25 protein-coding genes are annotated in these 23,731 nt (G+C 59.5%); all 25 read right to left on the bottom strand.

Going from position 1 to position 23,731, the window contains the following annotated elements; translation table 11 throughout:
• Positions 1-30 precede the first annotated feature (30 nt).
• The 25 genes from V7651_RS12730 to pgl all read right to left on the bottom strand — a co-directional run bounded on the left by V7651_RS12730 (position 31) and on the right by pgl (position 23,727).
• Positions 31-264 carry a DUF1467 family protein gene (locus tag V7651_RS12730; RefSeq protein WP_035539975.1) on the bottom strand — a complete coding sequence of 78 codons (234 nt, stop codon included), beginning with the start codon at positions 262-264 and terminating at the stop codon, positions 31-33.
• On the bottom strand, positions 264-692 hold the full coding sequence (mce, locus tag V7651_RS12725; protein ID WP_035539973.1) for a methylmalonyl-CoA epimerase: 429 nt from the start codon (positions 690-692) through the stop codon (positions 264-266). The genes V7651_RS12730 and mce overlap by 1 nt, the downstream gene beginning before the upstream one ends.
• Positions 693-697: 5 nt before the next feature.
• Entirely contained in the window at positions 698-2,314 is a 1,617-nt protein-coding gene (locus V7651_RS12720; protein WP_241767044.1) for a ribonuclease J, read from the bottom strand.
• Positions 2,315-2,389: 75 nt separating this feature from the next.
• Positions 2,390-3,157, bottom strand: coding sequence for a type III pantothenate kinase (locus tag V7651_RS12715; protein ID WP_335613408.1), 768 nt, complete (start codon positions 3,155-3,157; stop codon positions 2,390-2,392).
• 5 nt (positions 3,158-3,162) lie between these two features.
• On the bottom strand, positions 3,163-3,900 hold the full coding sequence (locus tag V7651_RS12710) for a biotin--[acetyl-CoA-carboxylase] ligase (RefSeq protein ID WP_335613407.1): 738 nt from the start codon (positions 3,898-3,900) through the stop codon (positions 3,163-3,165).
• The gene (gene nuoN / locus V7651_RS12705; protein ID WP_051624940.1) at positions 3,897-5,324 is read right to left on the bottom strand and encodes an NADH-quinone oxidoreductase subunit NuoN; all 1,428 of its coding nucleotides are present in this window, start codon (positions 5,322-5,324) and stop codon (positions 3,897-3,899) included. Before nuoN ends, V7651_RS12710 begins: the two co-directional genes overlap by 4 nt.
• 6 nt (positions 5,325-5,330) lie before the next feature.
• Positions 5,331-6,830, bottom strand: coding sequence for an NADH-quinone oxidoreductase subunit M (locus V7651_RS12700; protein ID WP_035539965.1), 1,500 nt, complete (start codon positions 6,828-6,830; stop codon positions 5,331-5,333).
• Entirely contained in the window at positions 6,830-8,980 is a 2,151-nt protein-coding gene (nuoL, locus tag V7651_RS12695; protein WP_335613406.1) for an NADH-quinone oxidoreductase subunit L, read from the bottom strand. The genes V7651_RS12700 and nuoL overlap by 1 nt, the downstream gene beginning before the upstream one ends.
• A gap of 7 nt (positions 8,981-8,987) precedes the next feature.
• A complete protein-coding gene (gene nuoK, locus V7651_RS12690; protein WP_035539963.1) occupies positions 8,988-9,296 on the bottom strand; it encodes an NADH-quinone oxidoreductase subunit NuoK in 309 nt (102 codons plus the stop codon).
• 4 nt (positions 9,297-9,300) lie between these two features.
• The gene (locus tag V7651_RS12685; RefSeq protein WP_418887185.1) at positions 9,301-9,840 is read right to left on the bottom strand and encodes an NADH-quinone oxidoreductase subunit J; all 540 of its coding nucleotides are present in this window, start codon (positions 9,838-9,840) and stop codon (positions 9,301-9,303) included.
• Positions 9,841-9,973: 133 nt separating this feature from the next.
• Positions 9,974-10,459: an NADH-quinone oxidoreductase subunit NuoI gene (gene nuoI, locus V7651_RS12680; protein WP_035539961.1), complete on the bottom strand. Its 486-nt coding sequence runs from the start codon at positions 10,457-10,459 to the stop codon at positions 9,974-9,976.
• Positions 10,456-11,547 (bottom strand): NADH-quinone oxidoreductase subunit NuoH, encoded by a 1,092-nt coding sequence (gene nuoH, locus V7651_RS12675; protein ID WP_335613405.1) that lies wholly within the window; start codon positions 11,545-11,547, stop codon positions 10,456-10,458. The genes nuoI and nuoH overlap by 4 nt, the downstream gene beginning before the upstream one ends.
• A gap of 9 nt (positions 11,548-11,556) precedes the next feature.
• On the bottom strand, positions 11,557-13,656 hold the full coding sequence (gene nuoG / locus V7651_RS12670) for an NADH-quinone oxidoreductase subunit NuoG (protein WP_335613404.1): 2,100 nt from the start codon (positions 13,654-13,656) through the stop codon (positions 11,557-11,559).
• Positions 13,657-13,662: 6 nt separating this feature from the next.
• On the bottom strand, positions 13,663-14,967 hold the full coding sequence (nuoF, locus tag V7651_RS12665; RefSeq protein ID WP_335591832.1) for an NADH-quinone oxidoreductase subunit NuoF: 1,305 nt from the start codon (positions 14,965-14,967) through the stop codon (positions 13,663-13,665).
• Positions 14,968-14,970: 3 nt separating this feature from the next.
• On the bottom strand, positions 14,971-15,759 hold the full coding sequence (gene nuoE, locus V7651_RS12660) for an NADH-quinone oxidoreductase subunit NuoE (protein ID WP_335613403.1): 789 nt from the start codon (positions 15,757-15,759) through the stop codon (positions 14,971-14,973).
• On the bottom strand, positions 15,760-16,212 hold the full coding sequence (locus tag V7651_RS12655; RefSeq protein ID WP_035539954.1) for a VOC family protein: 453 nt from the start codon (positions 16,210-16,212) through the stop codon (positions 15,760-15,762).
• 3 nt (positions 16,213-16,215) lie between these two features.
• Complete coding sequence (locus V7651_RS12650) at positions 16,216-16,557, bottom strand: nuclear transport factor 2 family protein (RefSeq protein ID WP_035539952.1); 342 nt, start codon at positions 16,555-16,557, stop codon at positions 16,216-16,218.
• Positions 16,554-17,759, bottom strand: coding sequence for an NADH-quinone oxidoreductase subunit D (locus V7651_RS12645; RefSeq protein ID WP_035539950.1), 1,206 nt, complete (start codon positions 17,757-17,759; stop codon positions 16,554-16,556). Before V7651_RS12645 ends, V7651_RS12650 begins: the two co-directional genes overlap by 4 nt.
• Positions 17,759-18,379 (bottom strand): NADH-quinone oxidoreductase subunit C, encoded by a 621-nt coding sequence (locus V7651_RS12640; protein ID WP_035539947.1) that lies wholly within the window; start codon positions 18,377-18,379, stop codon positions 17,759-17,761. The genes V7651_RS12645 and V7651_RS12640 overlap by 1 nt, the downstream gene beginning before the upstream one ends.
• Before the next feature lie 9 nt (positions 18,380-18,388).
• The gene (locus V7651_RS12635) at positions 18,389-18,991 is read right to left on the bottom strand and encodes a NuoB/complex I 20 kDa subunit family protein (RefSeq protein ID WP_162174863.1); all 603 of its coding nucleotides are present in this window, start codon (positions 18,989-18,991) and stop codon (positions 18,389-18,391) included.
• Entirely contained in the window at positions 18,961-19,335 is a 375-nt protein-coding gene (locus V7651_RS12630; protein WP_035539945.1) for an NADH-quinone oxidoreductase subunit A, read from the bottom strand. The genes V7651_RS12635 and V7651_RS12630 overlap by 31 nt, the downstream gene beginning before the upstream one ends.
• 245 nt (positions 19,336-19,580) lie before the next feature.
• On the bottom strand, positions 19,581-20,216 hold the full coding sequence (locus V7651_RS12625; protein ID WP_035539943.1) for a bifunctional 4-hydroxy-2-oxoglutarate aldolase/2-dehydro-3-deoxy-phosphogluconate aldolase: 636 nt from the start codon (positions 20,214-20,216) through the stop codon (positions 19,581-19,583).
• Positions 20,213-21,184, bottom strand: coding sequence for a glucokinase (locus tag V7651_RS12620; RefSeq protein ID WP_035539942.1), 972 nt, complete (start codon positions 21,182-21,184; stop codon positions 20,213-20,215). Before V7651_RS12620 ends, V7651_RS12625 begins: the two co-directional genes overlap by 4 nt.
• Positions 21,185-23,017, bottom strand: coding sequence for a phosphogluconate dehydratase (edd, locus tag V7651_RS12615; protein ID WP_051624938.1), 1,833 nt, complete (start codon positions 23,015-23,017; stop codon positions 21,185-21,187).
• Positions 23,017-23,727, bottom strand: coding sequence for a 6-phosphogluconolactonase (pgl, locus tag V7651_RS12610; protein ID WP_035539937.1), 711 nt, complete (start codon positions 23,725-23,727; stop codon positions 23,017-23,019). Before pgl ends, edd begins: the two co-directional genes overlap by 1 nt.
• Positions 23,728-23,731 lie beyond the last annotated feature (4 nt).

Genomic DNA, 23,731 nt, shown 5'->3' with positions numbered 1-23,731 from the left:
GACTTGGCGCTCAACTAGCCGCAGCCGCCCCTACTCCGCAAGGAGCAGCGGCACAACGACGGCGGCAATGGCTGTCAGAACTGCTGCGCCGATACTGGCCCACAGCGCTTTCTTCCAGATCATGGGGCGGACAGGCGCGCCTTCTTCGGTGCCCGGTGTGTGCGCGCCATCCTCGAACTGACCGCGAACGCCAATCGGCAGGACTGCGAAGAAGCAGATCCACCAACACAACACGAAGACGACAACGCCGCTCGCTATGGTCATTAGTGGTGGCCTTTCGGCGTTTCCATCAGCTCGATCAGAACGCCGTTCGAGTTCTTCGGGTGCACGAAGATGATCATGGTGCCATGTGCGCCGATGCGCGGCTTGCCGAGCACTGTCGCGCCGCGTTTGTTCATCTCGTCCACGGCCTGGTTGATATCATCCACCTCAAAGCAGACATGGTGTTGTCCACCCTTGGGGTTTTTCGTGATGAAATTGGCGATAGGCGATTCGGCGTTCAGCGGCTCAATCAGTTCGATCTGCGCGTTGGGCAGGTTGACGAAGCAGACTTTGACGCCCTGCTCCGGCATGTCGAAAGGTGTGGTGATATCGGTTGCGCCATACAGGGTGCGATAGGTTTCGCAGGCTTCCTCAAGGTCCGGAACGGCAACGCCAACGTGGTTCAGCGGGCCCAGTTTGAATTCGCTCATCGTGTTCAACTCCTCAATACGGTCACATCTATCATCGGGCGTCGGCCGAACGTGGAATCGCAGGCCTTGCGCAACGCGCGGCCGATCTCGCGTTCAACCAGATCATCTTCAAGCCGGGTCTTGCGCTTCATTTTCTGGACAGCATTTTCCGCTGCCTCATCCAGCTCATCGAGGCTTTCGTCAGCAAGGCGCCCGTCAGCTTCAGAGAAGCCGCGAACGACCACGACCGGGCCGTCAATCACGTCACCGGCTTCATCGATGACGACGCTGGCAAGTACGAAACCATTCTCCGCAAGTTTGCGGCGCTCGTTTATGCCCTGCGCGCCTTCCGGCACGAGGAACTTGCCATCGAGATAAAGGCGCCCGGCAGGGACAAGATCAATGATCTCGGCCTTTCCCGGCGCGAGGCGCACAAGACTGCCATTGCGCGGGGCAATTGACTGCGGCACCTGCAGCGACTTGGCGTATGCGGCGTGTTCCACGATGTGGCGGCGCTCGCCATGGACAGGCACGGCAATCTCGGGCCGTACCCACTGGTACATGCGCTGCAGCTCGCCGCGGCACGGGTGGCCGGAGACGTGGATCGGATCCTTCACCATGCGCGGCGTGATGATCCGCACGCCCTGGTCGGCGAGCGAGTTCTGGAGCTGGAAGATTTCGCGCTCATTACCGGGAATGATGCGGCACGAGAAGATCACGCAGTCGCCCTCATGAAGCGACACGTTGCGGTGGTCCTTGCGGGCGATACGAGCGAGTGCGGCGCGTGCCTCGCCCTGGCTACCAGTACAGAGATAGAGAATGTTCTCGGCCGGAATGGAACTGGCGTCCGCCTCGTTCACGAATTCCATATTGCGCGGCAGGATGCCGACGGCTTTTGCGGCATCAGTGATGCGGTGCATGCTGCGCCCGACGAGGCAGACGCTGCGACCGGCCAGTTCAGCCGCCTCGATGATGGATTTCACGCGCGCCACGTTGGACGCAAAGGTCGTGACGGCAACGGCCTGCTTCTGTTCGGCGATGAGTTCGATCAGGCCCTGCTTCACGGTCTCTTCAGAGCCGGACTCGCCTTCCTCGAACACGTTCGTGGAATCACAGACCATGGCCAGCACGCCGCGATCACCGAGCGCCGTAAGGCCCTTGATGTCCGTCGGCCCGCCAATCTGTGGATCGGGATCGATCTTCCAGTCGCCGGTGTGCAGGATCATGCCTGCCGGGGTCTCGATGGCCAGCGCGTTGGGTTCAGGGATGGAGTGGGTCAGGGTCACGTAAGTGACCGAGAACGGCCCGGCAACGACCGTGCCGCCCAGCGCAACCGGCTTCAGCCAACGCGGATCGACACCGCGCTCCAGCATCTTGGAGCGCACGAGTTCCGTTGTGAACGGCGTCGCATAGATAGGCGCCTTGGTCTGCAGGCGCGGATAAAGCAGGCCGACAGCGCCGATATGGTCTTCATGGGCATGGGTCAGGAAGATCGCGTCGATCTGCTCGCCGATGAGATAGTCAGGATCGGCGCAGATGAGGTCGATCCCCGGCGTATCCAGCGATCCGAACGTGACGCCCACATCGACAAGGATCCAGCGGCGCGCATGGGCCGGCCCATAGCCGTAGGCGTTCAGGTTCATGCCGATTTCCTCGCATCCCCCTAGTGGGAGGAAAACGAGTTCGTCGCTGATTTGTGCTGAATCGGCCATAAGGTCCTATTTATTACGTTTATAGATTTCGAGGAGGCCCGTGATGAGAATATCCGGGTCGTAGTGGTCAATCGTTTCGCTGGCGCCTTCAAAAAGCGAGGCAACGCCGCCGGTCGCAACCACCTGCAAGGGCTTTCCATACTCGGCCTTGATGCGTCGCACCAGCCCGTCAATCAGGTCGATATAACCCCAGAACACACCGGACTGCATCGCACTGATCGTATCCTGGCCAATTACCCGCGCAGGGCGCTGAATGGCGATGCGCGGCAATTGCGCTGCGGCATCGTGCAGGGCGCTGACAGAAAGGTTGATACCAGGGGAGATAATGCCGCCCTCAAAACCGCCATCCTCTGCAACGATATCAAACGTCGTCGCCGTACCGCTATCGATGACGATCAGGTTGCCCGGATAGGTGACATGCGCACCGAGCGCGCTGACAATCCTGTCGGCACCGACTTGCTCGGGGCGGTGAATACGGATTTCGACGCCCGATTTGAGCGCTGGATCACCAATGAACATTGGCTCTACATTCAGATAACGGCGTGCAAGGTTGCGGAAGTTGAACACCGCTTGCGGCACAACGGTCGAAATCACGCAGCCATTGATCTTGCCAAGATCCATGCCGTGCATGTCCGCCAGGCGCCAGAGCCATGCCGCATGGTCGTCGGCCGTCTTGCGGGCATCAGTGGCGCTGCGCCACTGGACGACCCATTTGTCGCCATCGTGCACGCCGAAAACCGTGTTCGTGTTACCTACGTCAATCGCAAGCAGCATCGCGCTTATACTCTCCCTATCAGGTCAACGTCTCCAGCCCTTATGGTCTGCCGCGTGCCATCGGGCAATCTGAGTATAAGGGCACCCGTTTCGTCCATGTCCTCGAAAATGCCTTCAACAGGCTCTGCCGAGGCGTTTACACGTATAGTCCCACCGAGACCCTCCGCACGTTCCAGCCAGCTTTTTCGCAGCGTTGAGAAGCCCGAGCGAGCCTCGACGAGGCGTGCTGAAAAGGCGTCTCTCAGTGCATCAAACACCATGGCCGCGGTAATGACCGTGTCTCCGCGCAAAGCTGCAATTGAAGTTGCGCTTTGGCCTGCGCCCTCTGGCGCATGTGTGACATTGATACCCATGCCAGCGGCCACCCATGTATCAGGGCCTGACATGCCGGTTTCGATCAGGATGCCGGACAGTTTCGCGCCATGGATACGTACGTCATTTGGCCATTTGACCTGAACAGCGGCATCAGGCGCGAACTGCAGCGCCATATCACTGACGGCCAGCGCTGCGGCAAACGGTGTACGGGAGGCGACAGCCAGGCCGCCTGGTTCGCGGTAGAGCACTGTCGTGAAAAGGTTTCCCGGCGGTGACAGCCAGTTCCGCTGAAGCCGTCCGCGACCAGCTGTCTGGGTTTCGGCAACAAGCCAGCAGTCGGCGAATCCACCTGTCGCGGCACGGCGTTTTGCCTCGGTATTGGTGCTGTCTATCGTGCCGAGATGATGGACGGGCCAGTCAAACTTCAAGAGGGCAGTCCCAACGCGGCCGTATTGGCCCACTCGGCTAGCGCGTTGATGAAGATCAGGAACACGATGCCCGCCACAAAGGCCGAGACCAGAACAGTGAGCGTCACCGAACCGTCAATCGGCTCGAAGCGCTCTTTCGGTTCATCAAACCACATGATCTTGACGACGCGGAGATAGTATCCAAGCGACACAACCGACGCGACCACCAGAATGATCGCGAGCGGCATAAGACCTGCCTGAATGCCCGCATTGAAGACTTCCCATTTCCCGAAAAAACCACCGAAAGGCGGAAGGCCGGCGATCGAGAAGATCAGGATAGACAGGGCGATCGCCAACCATGGGCGCGAGCTCATCAGGCCGCCAAGCTCGTCAATGCTCTCAACCATGCCACCGCGGCGTCGCATCGCCAACACGCCGGCAAATAGACCGAGCGATGAAATCACGTAGAGGGTCATGAAGATCAGCAGGGCCCCTGCTCCGGTCTCACGTCCTGCAGCAACGGCCACAAGTGCGTAGCCCATGTTGGCAATCGAGGAGTAGCCAAGAAGGCGCTTGATGTTGGTCTGCGTCAGCGCGCCGAACGAACCGACAAGCATCGACATGCCGGCGATGATCGAAATGACCATCTGCCACTGGTCGAGAATGTTGCCGAAGGCCGTGAACATGACATTCGCGAAGACGACCATGGAGGCCATTTTGGGCGCGGTCGCGAAGAAAGCGCCAACTGGCGTGGGGGCGCCTTCGTAAACGTCGGGCGTCCAGACGTGCATAGGCGCTGCAGACACTTTGAAGGCCAGGCCAACAATCATCATGACCATGCCGAAGAGGAGCCCAATGGATGTGTCAGCCGTGAAGATGCCGGCATAGCTCGTCGTGCCTGCAAAGCCGTACACAAGCGAAGCGCCGTAGAGCAGCATGCCGGATGCCAGTGCGCCCAGTACGAAATACTTGAGGCCCGCTTCGGAAGAGCGCGCAGAGTCGCGGTGGAACGCGGCCAGCACATAGGACGAGAGGCTCAGCGTCTCGATGCCCATATAGAGGGTCATGAGGTCTGAAGCGGACAGGATGATGCCCATACCGAGCGACGCGAAGATCGTCAGCAGGACGTATTCGTAACGGATCGTGTCATGACGCTTGAGGAAGCCCTCGGACATGATCAGCGCGAAGCCGCCAACAGAGAAGCTGACGAATTTTGCGAAGTTCACGAACGTGTTCGTTCTCACGAGGCCGCCGAACGCCTCACCGCCCTCATAGAAGATGAGCGTGATTGCCGCAGCGCCGAACAGGGCCAGCGCGCCGTATTTGAATGACAGGCTGTTGAACCGGTCCTTGAGCAAGGCGCCCAGCAGGACGCCCACAAGGCCAGCTGCCGCAAGCCAAAGCTCCGGTCCGATTGCCAGGATCATAGCAGTATAGTCGAGCATGGGCCGTCAGCCTCCGACCATCAGGGACAGAATGCGGTTGGTCGCCCCTTCAGTAATGTGGAAAATCAGGTTCGGCGCCACGCCAAACAGCAAGGTAAGCAAGGCCAGCGGCACGATGCAGACCAGTTCGATCATGCTCATGTCGCGGATGCCTTCGAGTTTCGGATTGGTGATCTCGCCGAACACGGTGCGACGGTAGAGCGTCAGCATATAGACAGCCGAGAAGATCACGCCGAGGGCTGCTCCGGCAGCCGCCCAGGTCGACGCCTGGAAACCGCCAACCATGGTCAGGATTTCACCGATGAAGCCGCTGGTGCCCGGCAGGCCCACGTTTGCCATCGTGAAGAGCATGAACAGGGTTGCGTAAACCGGCATGCGATTGACGAGGCCGCCATAGGCAGCGATCTCGCGTGTGTGCATGCGGTCGTAAACCACTCCGACGATCAGGAAGAGCGCGCCGGAGATCAGGCCGTGGCTGAGCATCTGGAAGATGGCACCCTGAACACCGACCTCGTTGAACGAGAAGATGCCGAGGGTGACAAAGCCCATGTGCGCAACAGATGAGTACGCGATCAGCTTCTTCATGTCGGTCTGGCGCCACGCGACAAGCGACGTGTAGACGATCGCAATAACGGCCAGTGCGAACATCGCCGGCTGGAACAGGTGGCTCGCATCCGGGAACATCGGCAACGAGAATCGCAGGAAGCCGTAGCCGCCCATTTTCAGCAGCACGCCTGCCAGGATAACAGAGCCGGCCGTTGGTGCCTGAACGTGCGCATCAGGGAGCCAAGTATGCACCGGCCACATAGGGAGTTTCACCGCAAAGGATGCCGCAAACGCCAGCCAGAGCCATGTCTGCACGTGTGGCGGGAAGGCGAATTTCTCCAGAACTTCAATGTCCGACGAGCCAGCCGCCTGGAACATGTAAACGACGGCAACCAGCATCAATAGCGAGCCAAGCAGCGTGTAGAGGAAGAACTTGAAGGCCGCGTATATCTTCTCCTTGCCGCCCCAGATACCGATGATCAGGAACATCGGGATCAGGCCAGCCTCGAAGAAGATGTAGAAGAGAACGATGTCCAGCGCCGCGAAAACGCCGAGCATGAATGTTTCGAGCACAAGGAAGGCGACCACGTATTCGGTGACCCGCGTATGAATCGAGTTCCAGCTCGCCAGCAGGCAGATCGGCGTGAGGAATGTCGTCAGCAGAATCAGCGGCATCGAGAGGCCGTCGACACCGACCTTGTAGGTCACGGCGCCATACCAGGCATAGTGCTCGACCAGCTGGTAGCCGGCTGCGTTTGAATCGAATGTCAGGAACGCTGCTACCGAAGCAATGAAGGTCGCACCGGAGATGATCATGCCGGCAAGCAGGGCTGCGCGGTTGTCTTTACCGGCCTCCTCCTTGCTGAAGCTGCCGGCCGTGGCCGTGCGGACGCCCATGATGATGAGCGCGCCAATCAGTGGCAGGAAAACGACTGCTGAAAGGATGGGGAACCCGCCCATTAGTTAGCTCCTCCAGCCCGCAACCACATCACAGCGCCAAAGACGAGCGCCGCACCGATGATCACGAAGGCGTAATGATACAGGTAGCCGGTGTGCATGGCCGACAGGCGGCGCGCACTCCAGCGGGTAAGGGATGTGACGCCATCGGGTCCAAGACGGTCGATGACTTTCTTGTCGGCCTTCCAGAACAGGTTGCCCAGCATGGCCGAGCCCTTGATCAGCGTCGCGTTGTAGATCTCGTCAAAATACCACTTGTTCGCAAACAGGGCATGCAGCGGACCACCACTGTCGGCGATACGTTTGCCGAAGCCGCGATTGAAGAAATAGGTGAACGTGGCGATCAGGAAACCGATGACGGTCACCACCAGCGGGGCCAGGATCACCCACTCAGGCACATCATGGCGGTCATGCAGGACATGGTTGTCGACAGCCGAATAGATCGAGCTGCCCCAGAACGCGCTCTCGGCATCCCCGACAAACCAATCGTGGAAGTAGAAGCCTGCAAACATGGCACCCAGGCTGAGTAGCGCGAGCGGCACCAGCATGATGGCCGGGCTCTCGTGCGGCTCATGGGCGTGATCATCGTGTGCATGCGCATGGTCATGACCGTGATCATCTGCAGCAGCATGCGCGTGATCCGCGTGATCATCATGGTGTTCCGCCGAGGCCATCGGGCCGTGAAACGTCATGTAGATGAGGCGCCAAGAATAGAAGCTGGTCAGCATGGCCGCGATGATACCGAACCAGAAAGCCACTTGGCCGAACATGACATGATGTTCGCCCGCCGCGAAGGCGCTCTCCAGAATGGCATCCTTCGAGAAGAAACCGGAGAAGCCGATCAGCGTATGCGGAATGCCGAGGCCGATAATGGCAATCGTACCGATCATCATCGCCGCATAGGTCAGCGGCATGTATTTCGCGAGACCGCCCATGCGGCGCATGTCCTGCTCGTGGTGCATACCGTGGATGACCGAGCCGGCACCGAGGAACAGGAGCGCCTTGAAGAAGGCGTGCGTAAAGAGATGGAACATGGCGGCCTCATAGGCGCCGACGCCTGCCGCGAAGAACATGTAGCCGAGCTGCGAACAGGTCGAATAGGCGATGACGCGCTTAATGTCGTTCTGCGCCATGCCGACCGTTGCGGCGTAGAGACAGGTCACTGCGCCGATGATCGTGATCATGCCGGCGGCATAAAGCGTGTGCTCATAGAGCGGTGACATGAGGCAGACGAGGTAGACGCCTGCCGTCACCATGGTCGCGGCGTGGATCAGTGCGGAAACCGGCGTTGGGCCTTCCATGGCGTCCGGCAGCCAGACGTGCAGGAAGAACTGGGCCGACTTGCCCATCGCACCGATGAAGAGAAGCACGCCGATCAGTTCAAGCGCGTAGACGTGCTGTCCCAGGAAGTCGATCGCGAGCTCTTGGGCTGGCGCCGCGCTGGCAAAGGCGAGTGGCGTCACGATCGCATTCTCGCGGATCGCGGTCAGGACCGGCTCGAACTCGACCGAGCCGAAGACGAAGAACACGGCCATGATGCCAAGCGCCAGACCGAAGTCGCCAACGCGGTTGGTCACGAAGGCCTTGATGGACGCATCGTTCGGCGCCTTCTTCGTGTACCAGAATCCGATCAGCAGGTAGGACGCGAGGCCCACGCCTTCCCAGCCAAAGAAGAGTTGGATGAAATTGTCAGCCACGACGAGCGACAACATCGCGAAGGTAAACAGCGACAGGTAGGCAAAGAAGCGCGAGCGGTGCGGGTCTTCGCTCATATAGCCCCAGGAATAGAGGTGCACGAGGCCGGAGACGCCTGTGATAACGGCCATCATCACGATGGACAGCGTGTCGATACGGATCGCCCAGTTTGCGTGGAACGCGCCGACGTCTATCCACGGCATCAGGGTGATGACATGTGCCCCATTCGTGGCAACAGCCTCAACCGCATGACCGACTTCCTCGGCATGACCTTCAGCGCCATGAATTCCGGCGGCATAGGCAAACAGCTGGTAAAGCGACAGGGCGCCCGCGAGCAGGACCGTACCTGTCGTCAGGATCATCACCGGCGCATCGCCAATCTGCTTATGAACAAGACCCGAGAGCGCTACGATACCGGGCGCGAGGACGATGAAAAGGATGAGGAAGTCCGGCAGCATGTGTCCGTTACCCTTTCATCAGGTCAACATTCTCGACCGCGATATCGCCGCGATTGCGGAAATACACGACGAGGATGGCGAGACCGACGGCCGCTTCAGCGGCGGCGACGGTCAGGACAAGCATGGCGAAGATCTGCCCGGTGATGTCACCATTGAACACCGAGAAGGCGATCATGTTGATGTTCACCGACAGAAGGATCAGTTCGATCGCCATGAGAATGACGATGATGTTCTTCCGGTTCACGAAGATGCCGACGACACCGATCGTGAACAGGGCCGCCGATACGGCGAGATAATGGGAAAGTCCAAGGTCCATGATATCAGATCCCCTGCCCGGAGCTCGGGTCTTTCAATTCGAAGGCGTCAGAACGGCGCCGTGCTGTCTGGTGAGCGATGCTTTGACGTTTCACCCCGGGACGATGACGAAGCGTCAGCACGATGGCGCCGATCATGGAGACGAGAAGCACGATTCCCGCGAGCTGGAACAGCAGCATATACTGCGTATACATGACCTGACCGATGGCCTCGGCATTCGTTTCTGCGCCCGGCGAAGCATCGAAGGTGCCGACATGGTTTTCGAGCCCAGCAAACGACGCCATCACGATTTCCGCGAGGAAGACTGCGCCGACCAGCAGGCCAAAAGGCAGATAGCTCAGAAAGCCCTGCTTCAGCTCGACGAAATCCACGTCGAGCATCATGACGACAAACAGGAAGAGTACCGCGACCGCGCCGACATAGACAACGACGAGCAGCATCGCGAGGAATTCAGCGCCGATCAGCACGAGCAGCCCCGCCGACGTGAAGAAGGCGAGGATCAGGAAGAGAACCGAGTGCACGGGGTTGCGCGCCGCGATCACCATCACGGCGGACAAGACCACGATCGTGGCCAAAATCCAGAAAGCGTAAACTGCCAAAGCCCTCAAAGCCCCTATTTGGTGAAACAGCGAGGCCTCTGCCCTGCCGCTCCGGTTCAGTCATTCTACAGGCGCGCCCCTATCGATAAGGCGCGTCCAGCTCCAGGTTTTTCGCGATCAGTCGTTCCCAACGGTCGCCATTCGCTAGCAGGCGATCCTTGTCGTAAAACAGCTCTTCGCGCGTTTCCGTCGCAAACTCAAAGTTTGGCCCTTCGACGATGGCATCCACCGGGCAGGCTTCCTGACAGAAACCGCAATAGATGCATTTCACCATGTCGATGTCGTAGCGCGTCGTGCGGCGCGCGCCGTCCGCCCGTGGTTCGGCCTCGATCGTGATAGCCTGCGCCGGGCACACGGCTTCACACAGCTTACACGCGATGCAGCGCTCTTCGCCACTTGGATAGCGGCGCAGCGCATGCTCACCCCGAAAGCGTGGGCTGAGCGGGTTCTTCTCGAAGGGATAGTTCACGGTCGCCTTGCGACGGAACATCTCCCCAAGGGCGGTCCAGAATGCGCCAAGGAAGTCGGTCAATAGCGCGCCGCGGATGGTCTGTGCGATGCTCATGCCTGCACTCCGGTATAAACAACATAGCCTGCAACGATGAGGACGGCTGCAAGCGATGTGGGGAGAAAGATCTTCCAGCCGAGACGCATCAGCTGGTCATAGCGATAGCGGGGCACGATGGCCTTCACCATGGCGAACATGAAGAAGAAGAAGAGAATCTTCAGCATGAACCAGAACAGGCCGGACAGACTGAGCAGCAGCGGTGGCCAGTCTTTCACCACCTCGCCAAGATCGAACGGGCCGTGCCAGCCGCCGAGGAACATGATGGTCATCATGGCGCACATGAGGACGATATTCAGATACTCGCCCAGCATGAATAGGAGGTACGGCGTGGAGCCATACTCGACCTGATAGCCAGCCACGAGTTCTGATTCCGCCTCCGGAAGGTCGAACGGTGGGCGGTTTGTCTCAGCCAGCGCCGAGATGAAGAACATCACGAACATCGGGAACATGACGAAAATCATCGGGAAGTACTGAAAACTGAAGATGTGCCAGTTCCAGAAGCCGCCAGACTGGTTCTCGACAATTGCGCTCAGGTTCATGGACCCGGTCAGCAAGATCACCGTTACGATAATGAAGCCGATGGACACTTCATAAGAGACCATTTGCGCAGCCGAGCGCAGCGCCCCGAGGAACGGATACTTCGAGTTCGAGGCCCAGCCGCCCATGATGATGCCGTAGACACCCAGCGAGCTGATGGCGAAGAGGTAAAGCACACCCACGTTGAGGTTCGAGACAACCCAGCTTGTGCCGGATGTCGTACCCGGCGCGACGGGGATTGCAGCCCATGCCACGAATGACAGCGTACAGGTCAGGATCGGCGCGAGAATGAACACGGTCTTATTGGCGCCCGCTGGAATGACGATTTCCTTCAGCAGGAACTTTCCGAAGTCCGCGAATGACTGGAACAGACCAAACGGCCCGACCACGTTCGGGCCTTTGCGCATCATCACGCCAGCCCAGATCTTGCGATCGAGCAGGAGCAGGAATGCGATGGAAATCAGCAGGACAAGCGTGAACAAGGCAATCTGGCCAAGCACCATCCAGAAGCCCGTGAAATCGCCGAAAGACTCGATGAGATTGCTCATGCCGCCGCCCTACTCCGCTGCTACCGGAGTGTCCAGAGCCGTGCTGAGCGATGAACACTCCGCCATGGTCTTCGACGCTCTTGCGATCGGGTTTGTCAGGTAAAAATCCTCGATGGGCGCTTTGAAGGTGTCTGCGGAGATAGTCCCCGCCGAGCCCGAACCAGAAGCCTGGAGTGCTGACGCGCCACTGGCTCCCGGCGCGAATCCCAGTCCGGAGAAGACCGTGTTTTCGCCTTCCGACCCACGCAAGCTGGCGCGTAGTGCGGCAGCGGTGTCATAAGGCAGCGTTTTGCCAACGACTTGCGACAGCGCGCGGAAGATTGCCCAGCCTTCGCGCGCCTCGCCTTTCGGTTGGACAGCGCGGGTCGTCATCTGAATGCGGCCTTCGGTATTGGCGTAAGTGGCATCCATTTCGGTATAGGTGGCGCAAGGCAGGATGATGTCAGCGCGCGCGGCGCCAGCGTCGCCATGGGAGCCGACATAGATAACTTTCGCACTGCCAATACCTGACAGGTCGACTTCGTCAGCGCCGAGCAGGACAACGGTCTCCATGCCGCCGCCGAGAACCTCGGCTGTTGGCTTCCCACCTTCACCCGGCACAAAACCGACATCCAGCGCGCCAACACGGCCAGCCGCATTATGCAGGACACCGAACCCGGCCCAGTCATCCGCCACTGCGCCAACATCTTGAGCAAGCTTCAGCGCCGCATCCAGCACGGCCTGGCCGTCTGCACGGCAAAGGGCGCCCTCGCCGACGACGACCATGGGACGCTTGGCATCTTTCAGCACTTTGAAGAAATCGCTGCTTGCGACATTCGCGAGCGCGTCGCCACCGGCGCCGAGATGGTCATAATCATAGGTCAGATCGACAGCTTCGCCAATCACGCCAACCTTCAGGTCGCCCCAGAGCCAGGACTTGCGGATGCGGGCGTTCCAGACGGCTGCCTCAACACGCGGATTGGTGCCGATCAGGAGTAGCGCATCGGCCTCTTCAACGCCCATAAGCGTCGGGTTGAGGATGTAGCGCTCACGCACGCCGTCGGTGCCGTAAACGGCGCCAGCGGGGCGGCAGTCTGTGTTCTGGACACCCATGGCGCGGAACAGGTCAAGCGCGGCCTTGGCTTGTTCGACTTCGATGAGGTCGCCTGCAACGACGCCAATCTTGTCGGTGGGCGCTGCCAGTGCAGCCTTGGCGGCCTCGAAAGCTTCACCCCAGGTTGCCTGAACCAGCCTGCCGTTCACGCGGACATAAGGTGTGTCGAGGCGCTGGCGAGCCAGGCCGTCCCAGACAAAGCGGGATTTGTCGGAGATCCACTCTTCGTTCACTTCCTCATTGGTTTCCGGCAGGATCCGCATCACGCCGTCGCCCTTGGCATCGACGCGGATCGCAGCGCCCATCGCATCCATGACGTCGATGGACGAGGTCTTGCGCAGCTCCCATGGGCGAGCGTTAAAGGCGTAAGGCTTCGAGGTCAGAGCACCAACCGGGCAGAGGTCGATCACGTTGCCCGACAGTTCAGATGTCAGCGACTTTTCAAGGTAGGTCGTGATTTCGGCATTCTCGCCGCGCGAGATCATGCCGATCTCTTCCACGCCCGCAACTTCAGCCACAAAGCGGACGCAGCGCGTGCACTGGATGCAGCGGGTCATGATCGTCTTGACCAGCGGGCCCATGTTCTTGTCGTCGACGGCGCGCTTGTTCTCTTCATAGCGGCTGCCACCCCGGCCATAGGCCATGGCCTGGTCCTGCAAGTCGCACTCGCCACCCTGGTCGCAGATCGGGCAATCGAGCGGGTGGTTGATCAGCAGGAATTCCATCACGCCATTGCGGGCTTTCTGGACATAGTCGCCCTTGGTGCGCACGTTCGGCGCGGAGCCGTCGCGGTTCGGGCGCATGTCGCCCACCGTCTGAGCGCAGGAGGCGATCGGCTTCGGCGCGCCTTCCCATTCGACGAGGCACATGCGGCAATTACCGGCAACCGACAGGCGCTCGTGATAGCAGAAGCGCGGAATCTCGGCGCCGGCTTCCTCACACGCCTGCATCAGCGTGTAGTGCTTGGGGACCTCAATGTCCTGGCCATCGATATTCAGTTTGAACGTGTCGGACATGTCTTCTTACTCCGCCGCGATGACTGCGCCCTGCACCATGGCGCGAGGCAGACGATACTGGTTGATGCGGTCTTCAATTTCAGGCCGGAAATGGCGGATCAGACCCTGGATTGGCCAGGCGGCTGCGTCGCCAAGCGCACAGATCGTGTGGCCTTCGACTTGCTTGGTCACGTCGAGCAGCGTGTCGATTTCGTCGTGCTCGGCTTCGCCTTTGACCATGCGTTCCATCACACGCCACATCCAGCCGGTGCCTTCACGGCATGGCGTGCACTGGCCGCAGGATTCGTGCTTGTAGAAATATGCGAGGCGCGCGATCGCCTTTATCAGGTCGGTGTCCTTGTCCATCACAATGACGGCCGCTGTGCCAAGCCCCGACTTAAGGTCGCGCAGCGTGTCAAAGTCCATGTAGGCGTCCATGATCTGCTCGGCAGGCACCATCGGCACGGACGAACCGCCCGGGATGACCGCCTTCAGATTGTCCCATCCGCCACGAATGCCGCCGCAATGCGTTTCGATCAGGTCGCGGAACGTGATCGACATCTCCTCTTCCACGTTGCACGGCTTGTTCACGTGGCCGGAGATGCAGAAGAGTTTCGTGCCGGAGTTATTCGGACGACCAAAGCCTGCGAACCATTCGGCGCCACGGCGCAGGATGGTCGGCGCAACGGCGATGGATTCCACATTGTTCACGGTCGTCGGGCAGCCATAGAGCCCGGCATTGGCCGGGAATGGCGGCTTCATGCGTGGCTGACCCTTCTTGCCTTCAAGGCTTTCGAGCAGCGCGGTTTCTTCGCCGCAGATATAGGCGCCGGCGCCGTGGTGGACGTAGATATCAAAGTCCCAGCCATTGTCATTGTCCTGGCCGATCAGCTTGGCCTCGTAGGCCTCCTTGATCGCAAGTTCCATGGCATGGCGTTCGGCAATGTATTCACCACGCAGATAGACATAGCATTTGTGCGCGCGCATCGCGCGGCTCGCGACCATGCAGCCTTCGATGAAAAGATGCGGGTCGTGCCGCATGATCTCGCGGTCCTTACACGTGCCCGGCTCGGACTCGTCACCGTTCACGACGAGATAGTGCGGCCGCTCGCGCACTTCCTTCGGCATGAAAGTCCACTTCAGTCCCGTCGGGAAGCCAGCGCCACCACGACCGCGCAGGCCGCTGGCCTTGATCTGATCACATATCCAGTCTGGCCCCATCGCGAGCATTTCGCGCGTGAGGTGCCATGCACCGCGCTTTTTAGCGGCCTCAAGGCTCGGTGAATGGAGCCCGTAGAGATTGGTGAAGATGCGGTCCTTGTCGAGCAACATGTCCTAGTCCTCATCACCCTTCTTGGGCAGCAGGGTCGTTTTCGTACCCGGCTTGGCCTCTGGAGTTTCACGTTTCGTATTGGTCGGCGCATCCTCTTTCGGCAACGCCTTGGAACCTTCGGCATCCGCTGCAGGTTCAGCAGCCGGTAGGTTCGGAAGCACCGAAACCTCGTTACGCGAGCCATCAAAGAGGTGCGGTTCGGTCAGCACGGTCGTGCCGCCCTCAGGACCGCTATTGATACGGTCGATCTGCGGGCCTGGCTGTACGTCGGCGCCGTTCTTGAGCTTGGAAAGAATCTTGCTGAAGCTGTCAGCGGTCAGGTCTTCGAAATAGTCGTCATTGATCTGCGCCATGGGAGCGTTCACGCAAGCACCAAGACATTCGACTTCTTCCCAAGAGAGGCGCTTGTCGTCGGTGACGTACATCGCAGGGCCGATTTCCTTCTTGCACACTTCGCGTAGCGATTCAGAACCGCGCAGCATGCAGGGTGTCGTGCCACAAAGCTGGATGTGGAACTTGCCCACCGGCTGCATGCGGAACATCGTGTAGAACGTCGCGACTTCGTAGACGCGGATATACGGCATCTCAAGACGGTCAGCGACTTCACGCATCGCCGGCTCGGATAGCCATCCGTTATTGTCTTTCTGGGCCAGCCAAAGCAGCGGGATGACAGCCGAGCGCTGGCGGTCCGCCGGATACTTGGCACGCCAGAAGGCGATCTTGTCTTCTGTTTCAGGCTTGAAGGCGAAGCTGTCGCCGCCTGCCTCGATGTCGAACCGGCGCAATGCCATCTACTGCTCCTTCGCAAGCGGGACAGTAACGTGTCCTGCTTCGTCAATTGGCCAGAACGGATTGTGCGCGACTTCCCAGGCATTCCCTTCAGGGTCTGCAAAGTAGCCGGAATATCCGCCCCAGTATGTCTTGTGCGGTGGCTTGGAAATGCGCGCGCCTGCGCGCTCCAGCCTACCGAAAATCTCGTCAACCTCATCGGCAGACCGCGCATTGAATGCCAGCGCAAAGCCTTTGAATCCTTCGCCGCTACCTGCCGCCATTCCGGCGTCATCGGCGAGCTTCGCCCTGTCCCAAAGGCCAAGCACCATTCCGCCAGCATTACAGAATGCGATCTCGCCCTTTACGCCCCGGTCCTCGAAACCCAGAACGTCCGTGTAAAAATGGATCATGCCAGCGAGGTCGCTGACCCCGATGGTGATGATCGATACACGCTGTTCCGGAAACGCGCCCATGGCTCAGCCGCCTCGCGCGAAGTCGACGCGGGAGATCTTGCCGTCGCGGAGTGTATAGATGGCCGCGACTTCAAAACTGTCACCGCCCGGTGTGCGCGCAACCCGCTCATGCACCATGACGATGGATCCAAGGTCGATTTCGTTGACCACGTCGGCGCGGTTCTCCGGAAACTCTGCAAACAGCTCAAGGTGACGGGCACGAATGGCTGCATGCCCTGCCTGGTTCACGGAGCCGTTGAAGCCCGCCAGTTCAGCGTCCTCGGTATAGAACGCCATAAAGGCCTCAATATCCTGCGCATTGTAGGCATCAAGTTGGCGCTGTACGAGATCGGTTGATGCGCTCAACGGTCAATCTCCCCGAACACGATATCGAGCGTACCGAGAATGGCCGAGACGTCTGCCAGCATATGCCCCTTCGAAAGGTGATCCATCGCCTGCAAGTGCGGATAGCCCGGTGCACGAATCTTGGCGCGATACGGCTTGTTGGTGCCGTCCGAGACGAGATAGACGCCAAATTCACCCTTTGGCGCTTCGACAGCAGCGTAACATTCGCCTTCAGGAACGTGGAAACCTTCGGTGTAGAGTTTGAAGTGATGGATCAGCGCTTCCATCGAGTTCTTCATTTCACCACGTCGGGGAGGTGAGAGCTTGGAGTCCCGTGGCAGGACCGGTCCGGGACCTTCCTTGGCCAGAAGCTCAATGCACTGCTGGATGATCTTGGTCGATTCCTTCATTTCTTCCATGCGGCAAACATAGCGATCATAGTTGTCGCCGTTCTTGCCGACCGGAATCTTGAAGTCGAGCTCGTCGTAGCACTCATAGGGTTGCGAACGCCGAAGGTCCCAGGTGAGGCCCGAACCGCGCACCATGACGCCGGAAAAGCCCCACTCCATGATGGTCTTAATGTCGACAACACCGATATCGACATTGCGCTGCTTGAAGATGCGGTTCTCTGTGACGAGGGACTCCACACGATCCATCGCTGTGGGGAAAAACTCGCACCACGACGCGATATCATCAATCAGCGCCTGAGGCAGATCCTGATGGACTCCACCGGGACGGAAATAGGCGGCGTGCATGCGGCTGCCGGAAGCGCGCTCATAGAAGACGCATAGTTTTTCACGCTCTTCAAAGCACCATGTGATTGGCGTCAGCGCACCAACGTCCATCACACCTGTGCCAATGTTGAGAAGGTGCGACATGATGCGGCCAATTTCCGAGTACATCACGCGGATGAGGCTGGCGCGGCGCGGAACCTCAACACCCAGAAGCTTCTCGATTGCCAGACACCAGGCGTGTTCCTGGTTCATCGGTGAGCAATAGTCGAGCCGATCAAAGTAAGGCATGCCCTGCAAGTAGGTCTTGTACTCAAGTAGCTTCTCAGTGCCGCGGTGAAGCAGGCCGATATGGCTGTCAATACGCGTCACGACCTCGCCATCGAGGTCCATGATCATGCGGAGCACGCCGTGAGCGGCCGGGTGTTGCGGACCGAAGTTCAGCGTGAACTTGCGCTCGTCTTCGATTGAGGTGTGGATCGTGTCAGCCATTATTCGGATGCCTCTTCGGAGACGGCTTTCTCATCGCCCGGGATCTGGCTGGTCATGCCTTCCCACGGCGAGAGGAAATCGAAGTTGCGGTATTCCTGGGTCAGCTTCACAGGCTCGTAGACAACCCGCTTTTCGAGATCGTCATAGCGAACTTCGTAATTGCCGGTCAGCGGGAAATCCTTGCGCAGCGGATAACCTTCGAAACCGTAGTCCGTAAGAATTCGGCGCAGGTCGGGGTGGTCAGAAAACTGGATGCCGTACATGTCGAAGGCTTCCCGCTCGAACCAGTTGGCGGCTGGCCAGAGAACGGTCGCGCTTGGTACAGGCGTTTCTTCATCCGTGCGGATGCGCACGCGAATACGGTGGTTCATGCGCATCGACAGTAGGTGGTAGACGACCTCAAAACGGTCGGACCGCTCGGGGTAGTCTACACCGCAAATGTCAATCAGCGTCTCGAAGTTGCACTGCTGGTCGTCGCGCAGGAAACGCAGCAAGGATATGATATGGTCGCGCTCGGCTAGCAAGGTCAGCTCGCCAACGACGATCTGGGACGCCCGCACAGAATCACTGTGCGTTGCCTCGATATGGGCAGCGAGATCTTTCAGTGCTTCGATACTCATGCTTTTCCCCTAGCGCTCGATCGAGCCTTCGCGGCGGATTTTCTTCTGCAATTGCAGGAAGCCATAGACCAGCGCCTCTGCGGTCGGCGGACAGCCCGGGACGTAGATGTCCACAGGCACAATCCGGTCACAGCCGCGAACAACGGAATAAGAATAGTGATAGTAGCCGCCACCATTGGCGCAGCTGCCCATGGAGATGACATAGCGCGGCTCTGGCATCTGATCGTAAACCTTGCGCAGGGCCGGGGCCATCTTGTTGGTCAGCGTGCCGGCGACGATCATCACATCGGACTGGCGTGGTGACCCACGCGGCGCCATGCCGAAGCGCTCGAGATCGTAGCGCGGGTTGCCGGCGTGCATCATTTCAACAGCGCAGCAGGCGAGGCCGAAGGTCATCCACATCAACGAGCCGGTGCGCGCCCAGGCGATCAGGTCGTCTGCAGCGGCAGTGAAATAGCCTTTGTCGGCCAGTTCGTCCGAAAGGCCGTTATAGAACGGGTCGTCGGCGCGAGGAACAAAGCCGCCCTCGACGCCCGAACGTGCCGCGCCGAGCGCGTATTTCTTGAAACCGTCGTCAGCCATTATTCCCACTCCAGCGCGCCACGGCGCCATTCGTAGATGAACCCGATCGTCAACACGCCGAGGAAAACGACCATTGACCAGAAGCCGACAAGACCGATTGTCCCAAGCGTGATGGCCCACGGGAACAGGAATGCGACCTCAAGGTCGAAAATGATGAACAGGATGGCGACGAGATAGAATCGCACGTCGAATTTCATCCGCGCATCGTCGAATGCGCTGAAACCGCACTCATAGGCCGAGTTCTTCTCAGGATCTGGGTTCGAGGGCGCCAGAAGCGTTGTTCCCACGATAAAAAGCCCCGAAATAGCGGCGCCAATCACCAGGAATATGATCACCGGAAGATAATCCAGCGCGAGCCGTTCAATCTCGGTCATGTGCAGTTTCTCCTGACCTTGTCTGGCGCCGGATTAGGACGGTTTTGCCCATCGCGCAACAGACAGCCACATTATATCTCCAGCGGAGACTCTATACTGTTAAAGCCCTGAATTCACGGGTCATCAGCTGCGGCGGTGCGTCACGCGCAGGCACGACATAGAGCCTGAAACCATTTATTGTGCGCGGCGCTCAGGCGCCTATTGCGCGAACGACTTCCCGAGAGCCGGGAATCGCATGTTTTTCGTCAGATCGCCGCAAGCGCCTTGCGCGCCTTGGCGCTGATTCCCTTCCAGTCCTCAGCAGCAATATCCGCACCGGTGGCGATCCAGGAGCCGCCCACGGCGACAACATTGGGCAGCGCGAGGTATTTTCCAGCATCTGCCTCGGTAATTCCCCCCGTCGGCATGAAGCGCAGATGGGGCAGCGGGCCGGCAATGGCCTTCAAGGCCCCAACACCGCCTGCGATTGTGGCCGGAAACAGCTTCAGCAGGTCAAACCCGTCTTCATGTCGGCTCATCGCCTCGCTGGCCGTCGCAACGCCCGGGATCATCAGTCGCCGCCGATTGCCCAGTCCCGCCAGCAATTTCGGGGACATCCCCGGTGATACTAGGAAGTCAGATCCGGCCGAGAGGGCGTTGTCGACATCGGCTTCCGTCAACACCGTGCCCGCGCCGACCTTGAGACCCGGCTCAGCAGATTTCATTTCTTCGATCACGGCCAGCCCCGATGGAGTCCTGAGCGTCACTTCAGCAATGGTCAGGCCGCCATCGACCAGTGCACGCGCCAGCGGTGCAGCCATCTCGATACGATCAACAACCAGAACGGGCACAACAGGCGCTTTGCTCGCAGCCTCGACAAGTGACTTCAGCGGGAAGGTCATGTCTTTAGTGTCTCCTGTTCATGATAGGCAGCTGCGCCGATCAGGGGCGCTTCCGGGTCGTGCATCAGCTTAACGGGGCATGTGCTCAGGTATTTGCTGAGCGGACCGCGCTCAACAAACCTTTCGCATGCTTCGGGTGTCTTGAGGAAGTCAGCAATACGCTCGCTGACACCGCCTGCCACAACGACACCCCCGAGAGCTCCATTCGCCAGCACCAGATCACCGACTGCACTCATAACAGTGTTGGCGCGCACCTTGATGAGCTTCAGAAACATTTCATCGCCGTCATCAGCCAGCCGGCGCATTTCCTGCGGGCTGACGTCCTCATACGCGCGACCATAGATTTCGCAGAAAGCTTCGTGCACGGCTTCAAGTCCGCTGCCCGAGGCGACAAGCTCATTCGACACATAGCCATAGCGCTTCAGCAGGACGCGTGTGAGCTCGATCTCCGTCGCATCCCTCGGTGAAAAGGCAATATGCCCCCCTTCCCCGTTCAGCACGTACCAACCACCGGTCCGATTGCGCAGCAAAGTGGCAACGCCAAAACCCGTTCCGGGCCCTGCCACGAGCATTGGCGCATTATCGACCGGCGTGCCCTCAATGATGGTTTCAAAGTCTTCGGGACCGTGTTCCGGCACAGCGCGCGCCATTGCAGCGAAATCATTGATGAGATGGACGCTGCCGATATCAAAAGCCCGGCTGATCCGGCCGGCTGAGACCTGCCAGCCGCGATTGGTCAGAACGACCTCACCCTTGCTCACAGGTCCTGCCATGGCGAAACACGCCATGCTCGGCTTCAGGCCAGTGTTATCCAAGTAGCTCGCCAGCGCGTCATCGAAAGAGCCGAAATCATCGCCTTTGAGTTTTTCGAAGGATTCGATCTTAAAGCGCCCATCCACACGGCGCGCCATCGCGAATCGAACATTGGTGCCACCGACATCGCCGACCAGAAGTTCATGTCCCGTCACTCAGCGCTCCTCGCCCAGAAAGGCGAACTGGCTGGCGCCTGCATCGGCCGTTCCAGCAAACTGGCGGAAATAGGAGAACATTTCCCGGCCAAGCCCCATCGACGACTCGTTGGGGCGGAATTGCGCCGGTTCGCGCGCATCAAATGTGGCGCTATCCACGTTGATGTCGAGACTGCCCTTCTCCGAGTCGTAAGCGATCATGTCGCCATCGCGTACTTTCGCGAGCGGACCGCCGCGTGCGGCTTCCGGGCTCATATGGATTGCCGACGGGATCTTGCCGCTGGCCCCTGACATTCGCCCATCAGTTACAAGCGCGACCTTGAAACCCCTGTCCTGAAGAATGCCGAGCACAGGTGTCAGGCCATGTAGTTCCGGCATGCCATTGGCTGCAGGCCCCTGAAAGCGAACCACCGCAACGAAGTCACGATCGAGCTTGCCCGCCTCGAAGGCCGCTTTCAGCGCGGCCTGGGAATCAAAGACAATCGCTGGCGCCTCAAGAACGCGGTTGGCAGGCTTCACGGCTGAGACCTTGCTCACCCCCCTGCCAAGCTGGCCGCTCATCAGGCGCAATCCGCCATCTTTCGAAAATGGATCACTGGCCGGGCGCAATATCTCAAGGTCAGCGCTCTCGTTCGGCGCATCGCGCCACACCAATTTGCCATCATCAAGGAAGGGCTCTCGGCAATACCCCGACATGGGTCCGGCAACGCCCTCACAATCCCCATGCATCAACCCGGCACCAAGCAGTTCGCGCATCAGGAAGCTCATGCCGCCCGCCGCGTGGAAATGGTTCACGTCGGACGGACCATTCGGATAAATGCGCGCAAGCAACGGCGTTACCGCGCTTATGTCGGCAAAATCTTCGAGCGTGACTTGAATGCCTGCAGCTGCGGCCATGGCCGGAATGTGCAGTGCGTGATTGGTGGAGCCGCCGGTTGCCATCAGCCCGACAATGCCATTCACGACCGAGCGCTCATCCACCAGTTCACCAGCAGGTCGGTAATCATCGCCCTGCGCTGTAATAGCCGCAGCCCGCTGTGTCGCCGCGCGCGTCAACGCCTCGCGCAATGGCGTGCCTGGATTGGTGAAAGCAGCCCCCGGCAGATGCAGACCCATGACTTCCATCAGCATCTGGTTCGAATTGGCCGTACCATAGAAGGTGCAGGTGCCTTGGGTGTGGTAGCTCTCGGCTTCGGCTTTGAGCAGTTCGTCGCGGCCAACCTTACCTTCTGCAAACAGTTGGCGGATGCGCACTTTTTCTGGGTTTGGCAGGCCGGATGGCATCGGGCCTGCCGGCACAAAGACGGACGGTATCCAGCCGAAGCGCAGGGCCGCGATCACGAGCCCAGGGACAATCTTGTCGCAAACACCGAGATGCAAAGCGGCGTCGAAAACGTCATGGCTGAGACCAATCGCGGACGACATGGCAATCACGTCGCGCGAAAACAGCGACAGCTCCATGCCTTCCTGGCCTTGCGTAACACCATCGCACATCGCCGGCACACCGCCGGCGACTTGCGCCACGGCGCCAGCCTCGCGGGCAGCTTTACGGATGATGTCCGGATAATGCTCGAACGGCGCATGAGCCGAGAGCATGTCATTATACGCCGTGATGATGCCGATATTTGGCCACCCCGCGCCCAGCAGTTCGGCCTTCTCCATCACCGCGCAGCCCGCAGAGGCGTGTGCGAGATTGCCCTCTGTCATCTTCAAACGAGCGAAGTTCGTCGGTCGCCGCGACCGGATCATCTCGAGATAGGCTGCGCGTGTGTCCTTCGAACGAAGCCTGATGCGTTCCGTAACTTCAGCGATTGTCGGGTTCATGTCTGGCATTATGGGGCCCATATGATTGTGAGACGCGGTCCGAGTCCATCAATGGCATACCTGACTGGCATGTCTTCCGGCGACGCCTTGAGGGCTAAATCTAGCACCTCGCGCTTGTCCTCTCCAAATATGAGCAAGATAGCGGCATCGGAATCGATGATCGCTGGCCCCGTCAGCGTCATGCGATCGGCATATTGCCCGGCGATCTCGCAGCCGGTGGCGTCAATAGCTGCCACAGTCGCGCCCTCACCCGCATGCATGGCAGCCTTGAGGCCGCGCGAATTGGGAAACCAGCTCGCCGTATGACCGTCAGAGCCCATTCCGAGAAGAATGAGGTCAATCGGATCGCAATGAGGCTGATATGCGAGCACGCGATCCGCGACCGCCTCGCCGGCAGTTTCTGCCGACGTCTTCATAGGGAGGAAGCCAGCCGCACCAGCTTTGCCTGTAAGTAGATTTTGCCTCACCAACGCTTCATTGGAGCCGGCATGTTCCGGCCCAACCCACCTTTCGTCAACGAGTCCGACCGTCACCCGATCCCAAGCCAGATCAGTTTTTGACAGGCGATTGAAGACGGGCGCGGGGCTTGATCCGCCAGACACCATGAAGCTTGCTTTGCCCGAATCCTCGATAGCCGCCGCGAGCACGCCACTCGCCATACGTGCCGCAAAGTCTGCGGCCTCCTCTCGCGTCGCATGGGCGAGGAATTCGTGCTTCATAACC

Source organism: Hyphomonas oceanitis (assembly GCF_036964545.1).
Taxonomy (GTDB): Bacteria; Pseudomonadota; Alphaproteobacteria; order Caulobacterales; family Hyphomonadaceae; genus Hyphomonas; species Hyphomonas oceanitis.
The sequence above is the reverse complement of the archived record's forward strand: the minus strand, read 5'-3'. Positions and strand labels throughout refer to the sequence as shown.

Bases quoted from the DNA above. Each gene is read 5' to 3' on its own strand.
- V7651_RS12730 (WP_035539975.1), bottom strand. From the start codon at position 264: ATGACCATAGCGAGCGGCGTTGTCGTCTTCGTGTTGTGTTGGTGGATC.
- mce (WP_035539973.1), bottom strand. From the start codon at position 692: ATGAGCGAATTCAAACTGGGCCCGCTGAACCACGTTGGCGTTGCCGTT.
- V7651_RS12720 (WP_241767044.1), bottom strand. From the start codon at position 2,314: ATGAACCTGAACGCCTACGGCTATGGGCCGGCCCATGCGCGCCGCTGG.
- V7651_RS12715 (WP_335613408.1), bottom strand. From the start codon at position 3,157: ATGCTGCTTGCGATTGACGTAGGTAACACGAACACGGTTTTCGGCGTG.
- nuoN (WP_051624940.1), bottom strand. From the start codon at position 5,324: ATGCTCGACTATACTGCTATGATCCTGGCAATCGGACCGGAGCTTTGG.
- V7651_RS12700 (WP_035539965.1), bottom strand. From the start codon at position 6,830: ATGGGCGGGTTCCCCATCCTTTCAGCAGTCGTTTTCCTGCCACTGATT.
- nuoL (WP_335613406.1), bottom strand. From the start codon at position 8,980: ATGCTGCCGGACTTCCTCATCCTTTTCATCGTCCTCGCGCCCGGTATC.
- nuoK (WP_035539963.1), bottom strand. From the start codon at position 9,296: ATGGACCTTGGACTTTCCCATTATCTCGCCGTATCGGCGGCCCTGTTC.
- V7651_RS12685 (WP_418887185.1), bottom strand. From the start codon at position 9,840: ATGGTGATCGCGGCGCGCAACCCCGTGCACTCGGTTCTCTTCCTGATC.
- nuoI (WP_035539961.1), bottom strand. From the start codon at position 10,459: ATGAGCATCGCACAGACCATCCGCGGCGCGCTATTGACCGACTTCCTT.
- nuoH (WP_335613405.1), bottom strand. From the start codon at position 11,547: ATGAGCAATCTCATCGAGTCTTTCGGCGATTTCACGGGCTTCTGGATG.
- nuoG (WP_335613404.1), bottom strand. From the start codon at position 13,656: ATGTCCGACACGTTCAAACTGAATATCGATGGCCAGGACATTGAGGTC.
- nuoF (WP_335591832.1), bottom strand. From the start codon at position 14,967: ATGTTGCTCGACAAGGACCGCATCTTCACCAATCTCTACGGGCTCCAT.
- nuoE (WP_335613403.1), bottom strand. From the start codon at position 15,759: ATGGCATTGCGCCGGTTCGACATCGAGGCAGGCGGCGACAGCTTCGCC.
- V7651_RS12655 (WP_035539954.1), bottom strand. From the start codon at position 16,212: ATGGGCGCGTTTCCGGAACAGCGTGTATCGATCATCACCATCGGGGTC.
- V7651_RS12645 (WP_035539950.1), bottom strand. From the start codon at position 17,759: ATGGCTGACACGATCCACACCTCAATCGAAGACGAGCGCAAGTTCACG.
- V7651_RS12640 (WP_035539947.1), bottom strand. From the start codon at position 18,379: ATGAGTATCGAAGCACTGAAAGATCTCGCTGCCCATATCGAGGCAACG.
- V7651_RS12635 (WP_162174863.1), bottom strand. From the start codon at position 18,991: ATGGCGCCGTGGCGCGCTGGAGTGGGAATAATGGCTGACGACGGTTTC.
- V7651_RS12630 (WP_035539945.1), bottom strand. From the start codon at position 19,335: ATGACCGAGATTGAACGGCTCGCGCTGGATTATCTTCCGGTGATCATA.
- V7651_RS12625 (WP_035539943.1), bottom strand. From the start codon at position 20,216: ATGACCTTCCCGCTGAAGTCACTTGTCGAGGCTGCGAGCAAAGCGCCT.
- edd (WP_051624938.1), bottom strand. From the start codon at position 23,017: ATGCCAGACATGAACCCGACAATCGCTGAAGTTACGGAACGCATCAGG.
- pgl (WP_035539937.1), bottom strand. From the start codon at position 23,727: ATGAAGCACGAATTCCTCGCCCATGCGACGCGAGAGGAGGCCGCAGAC.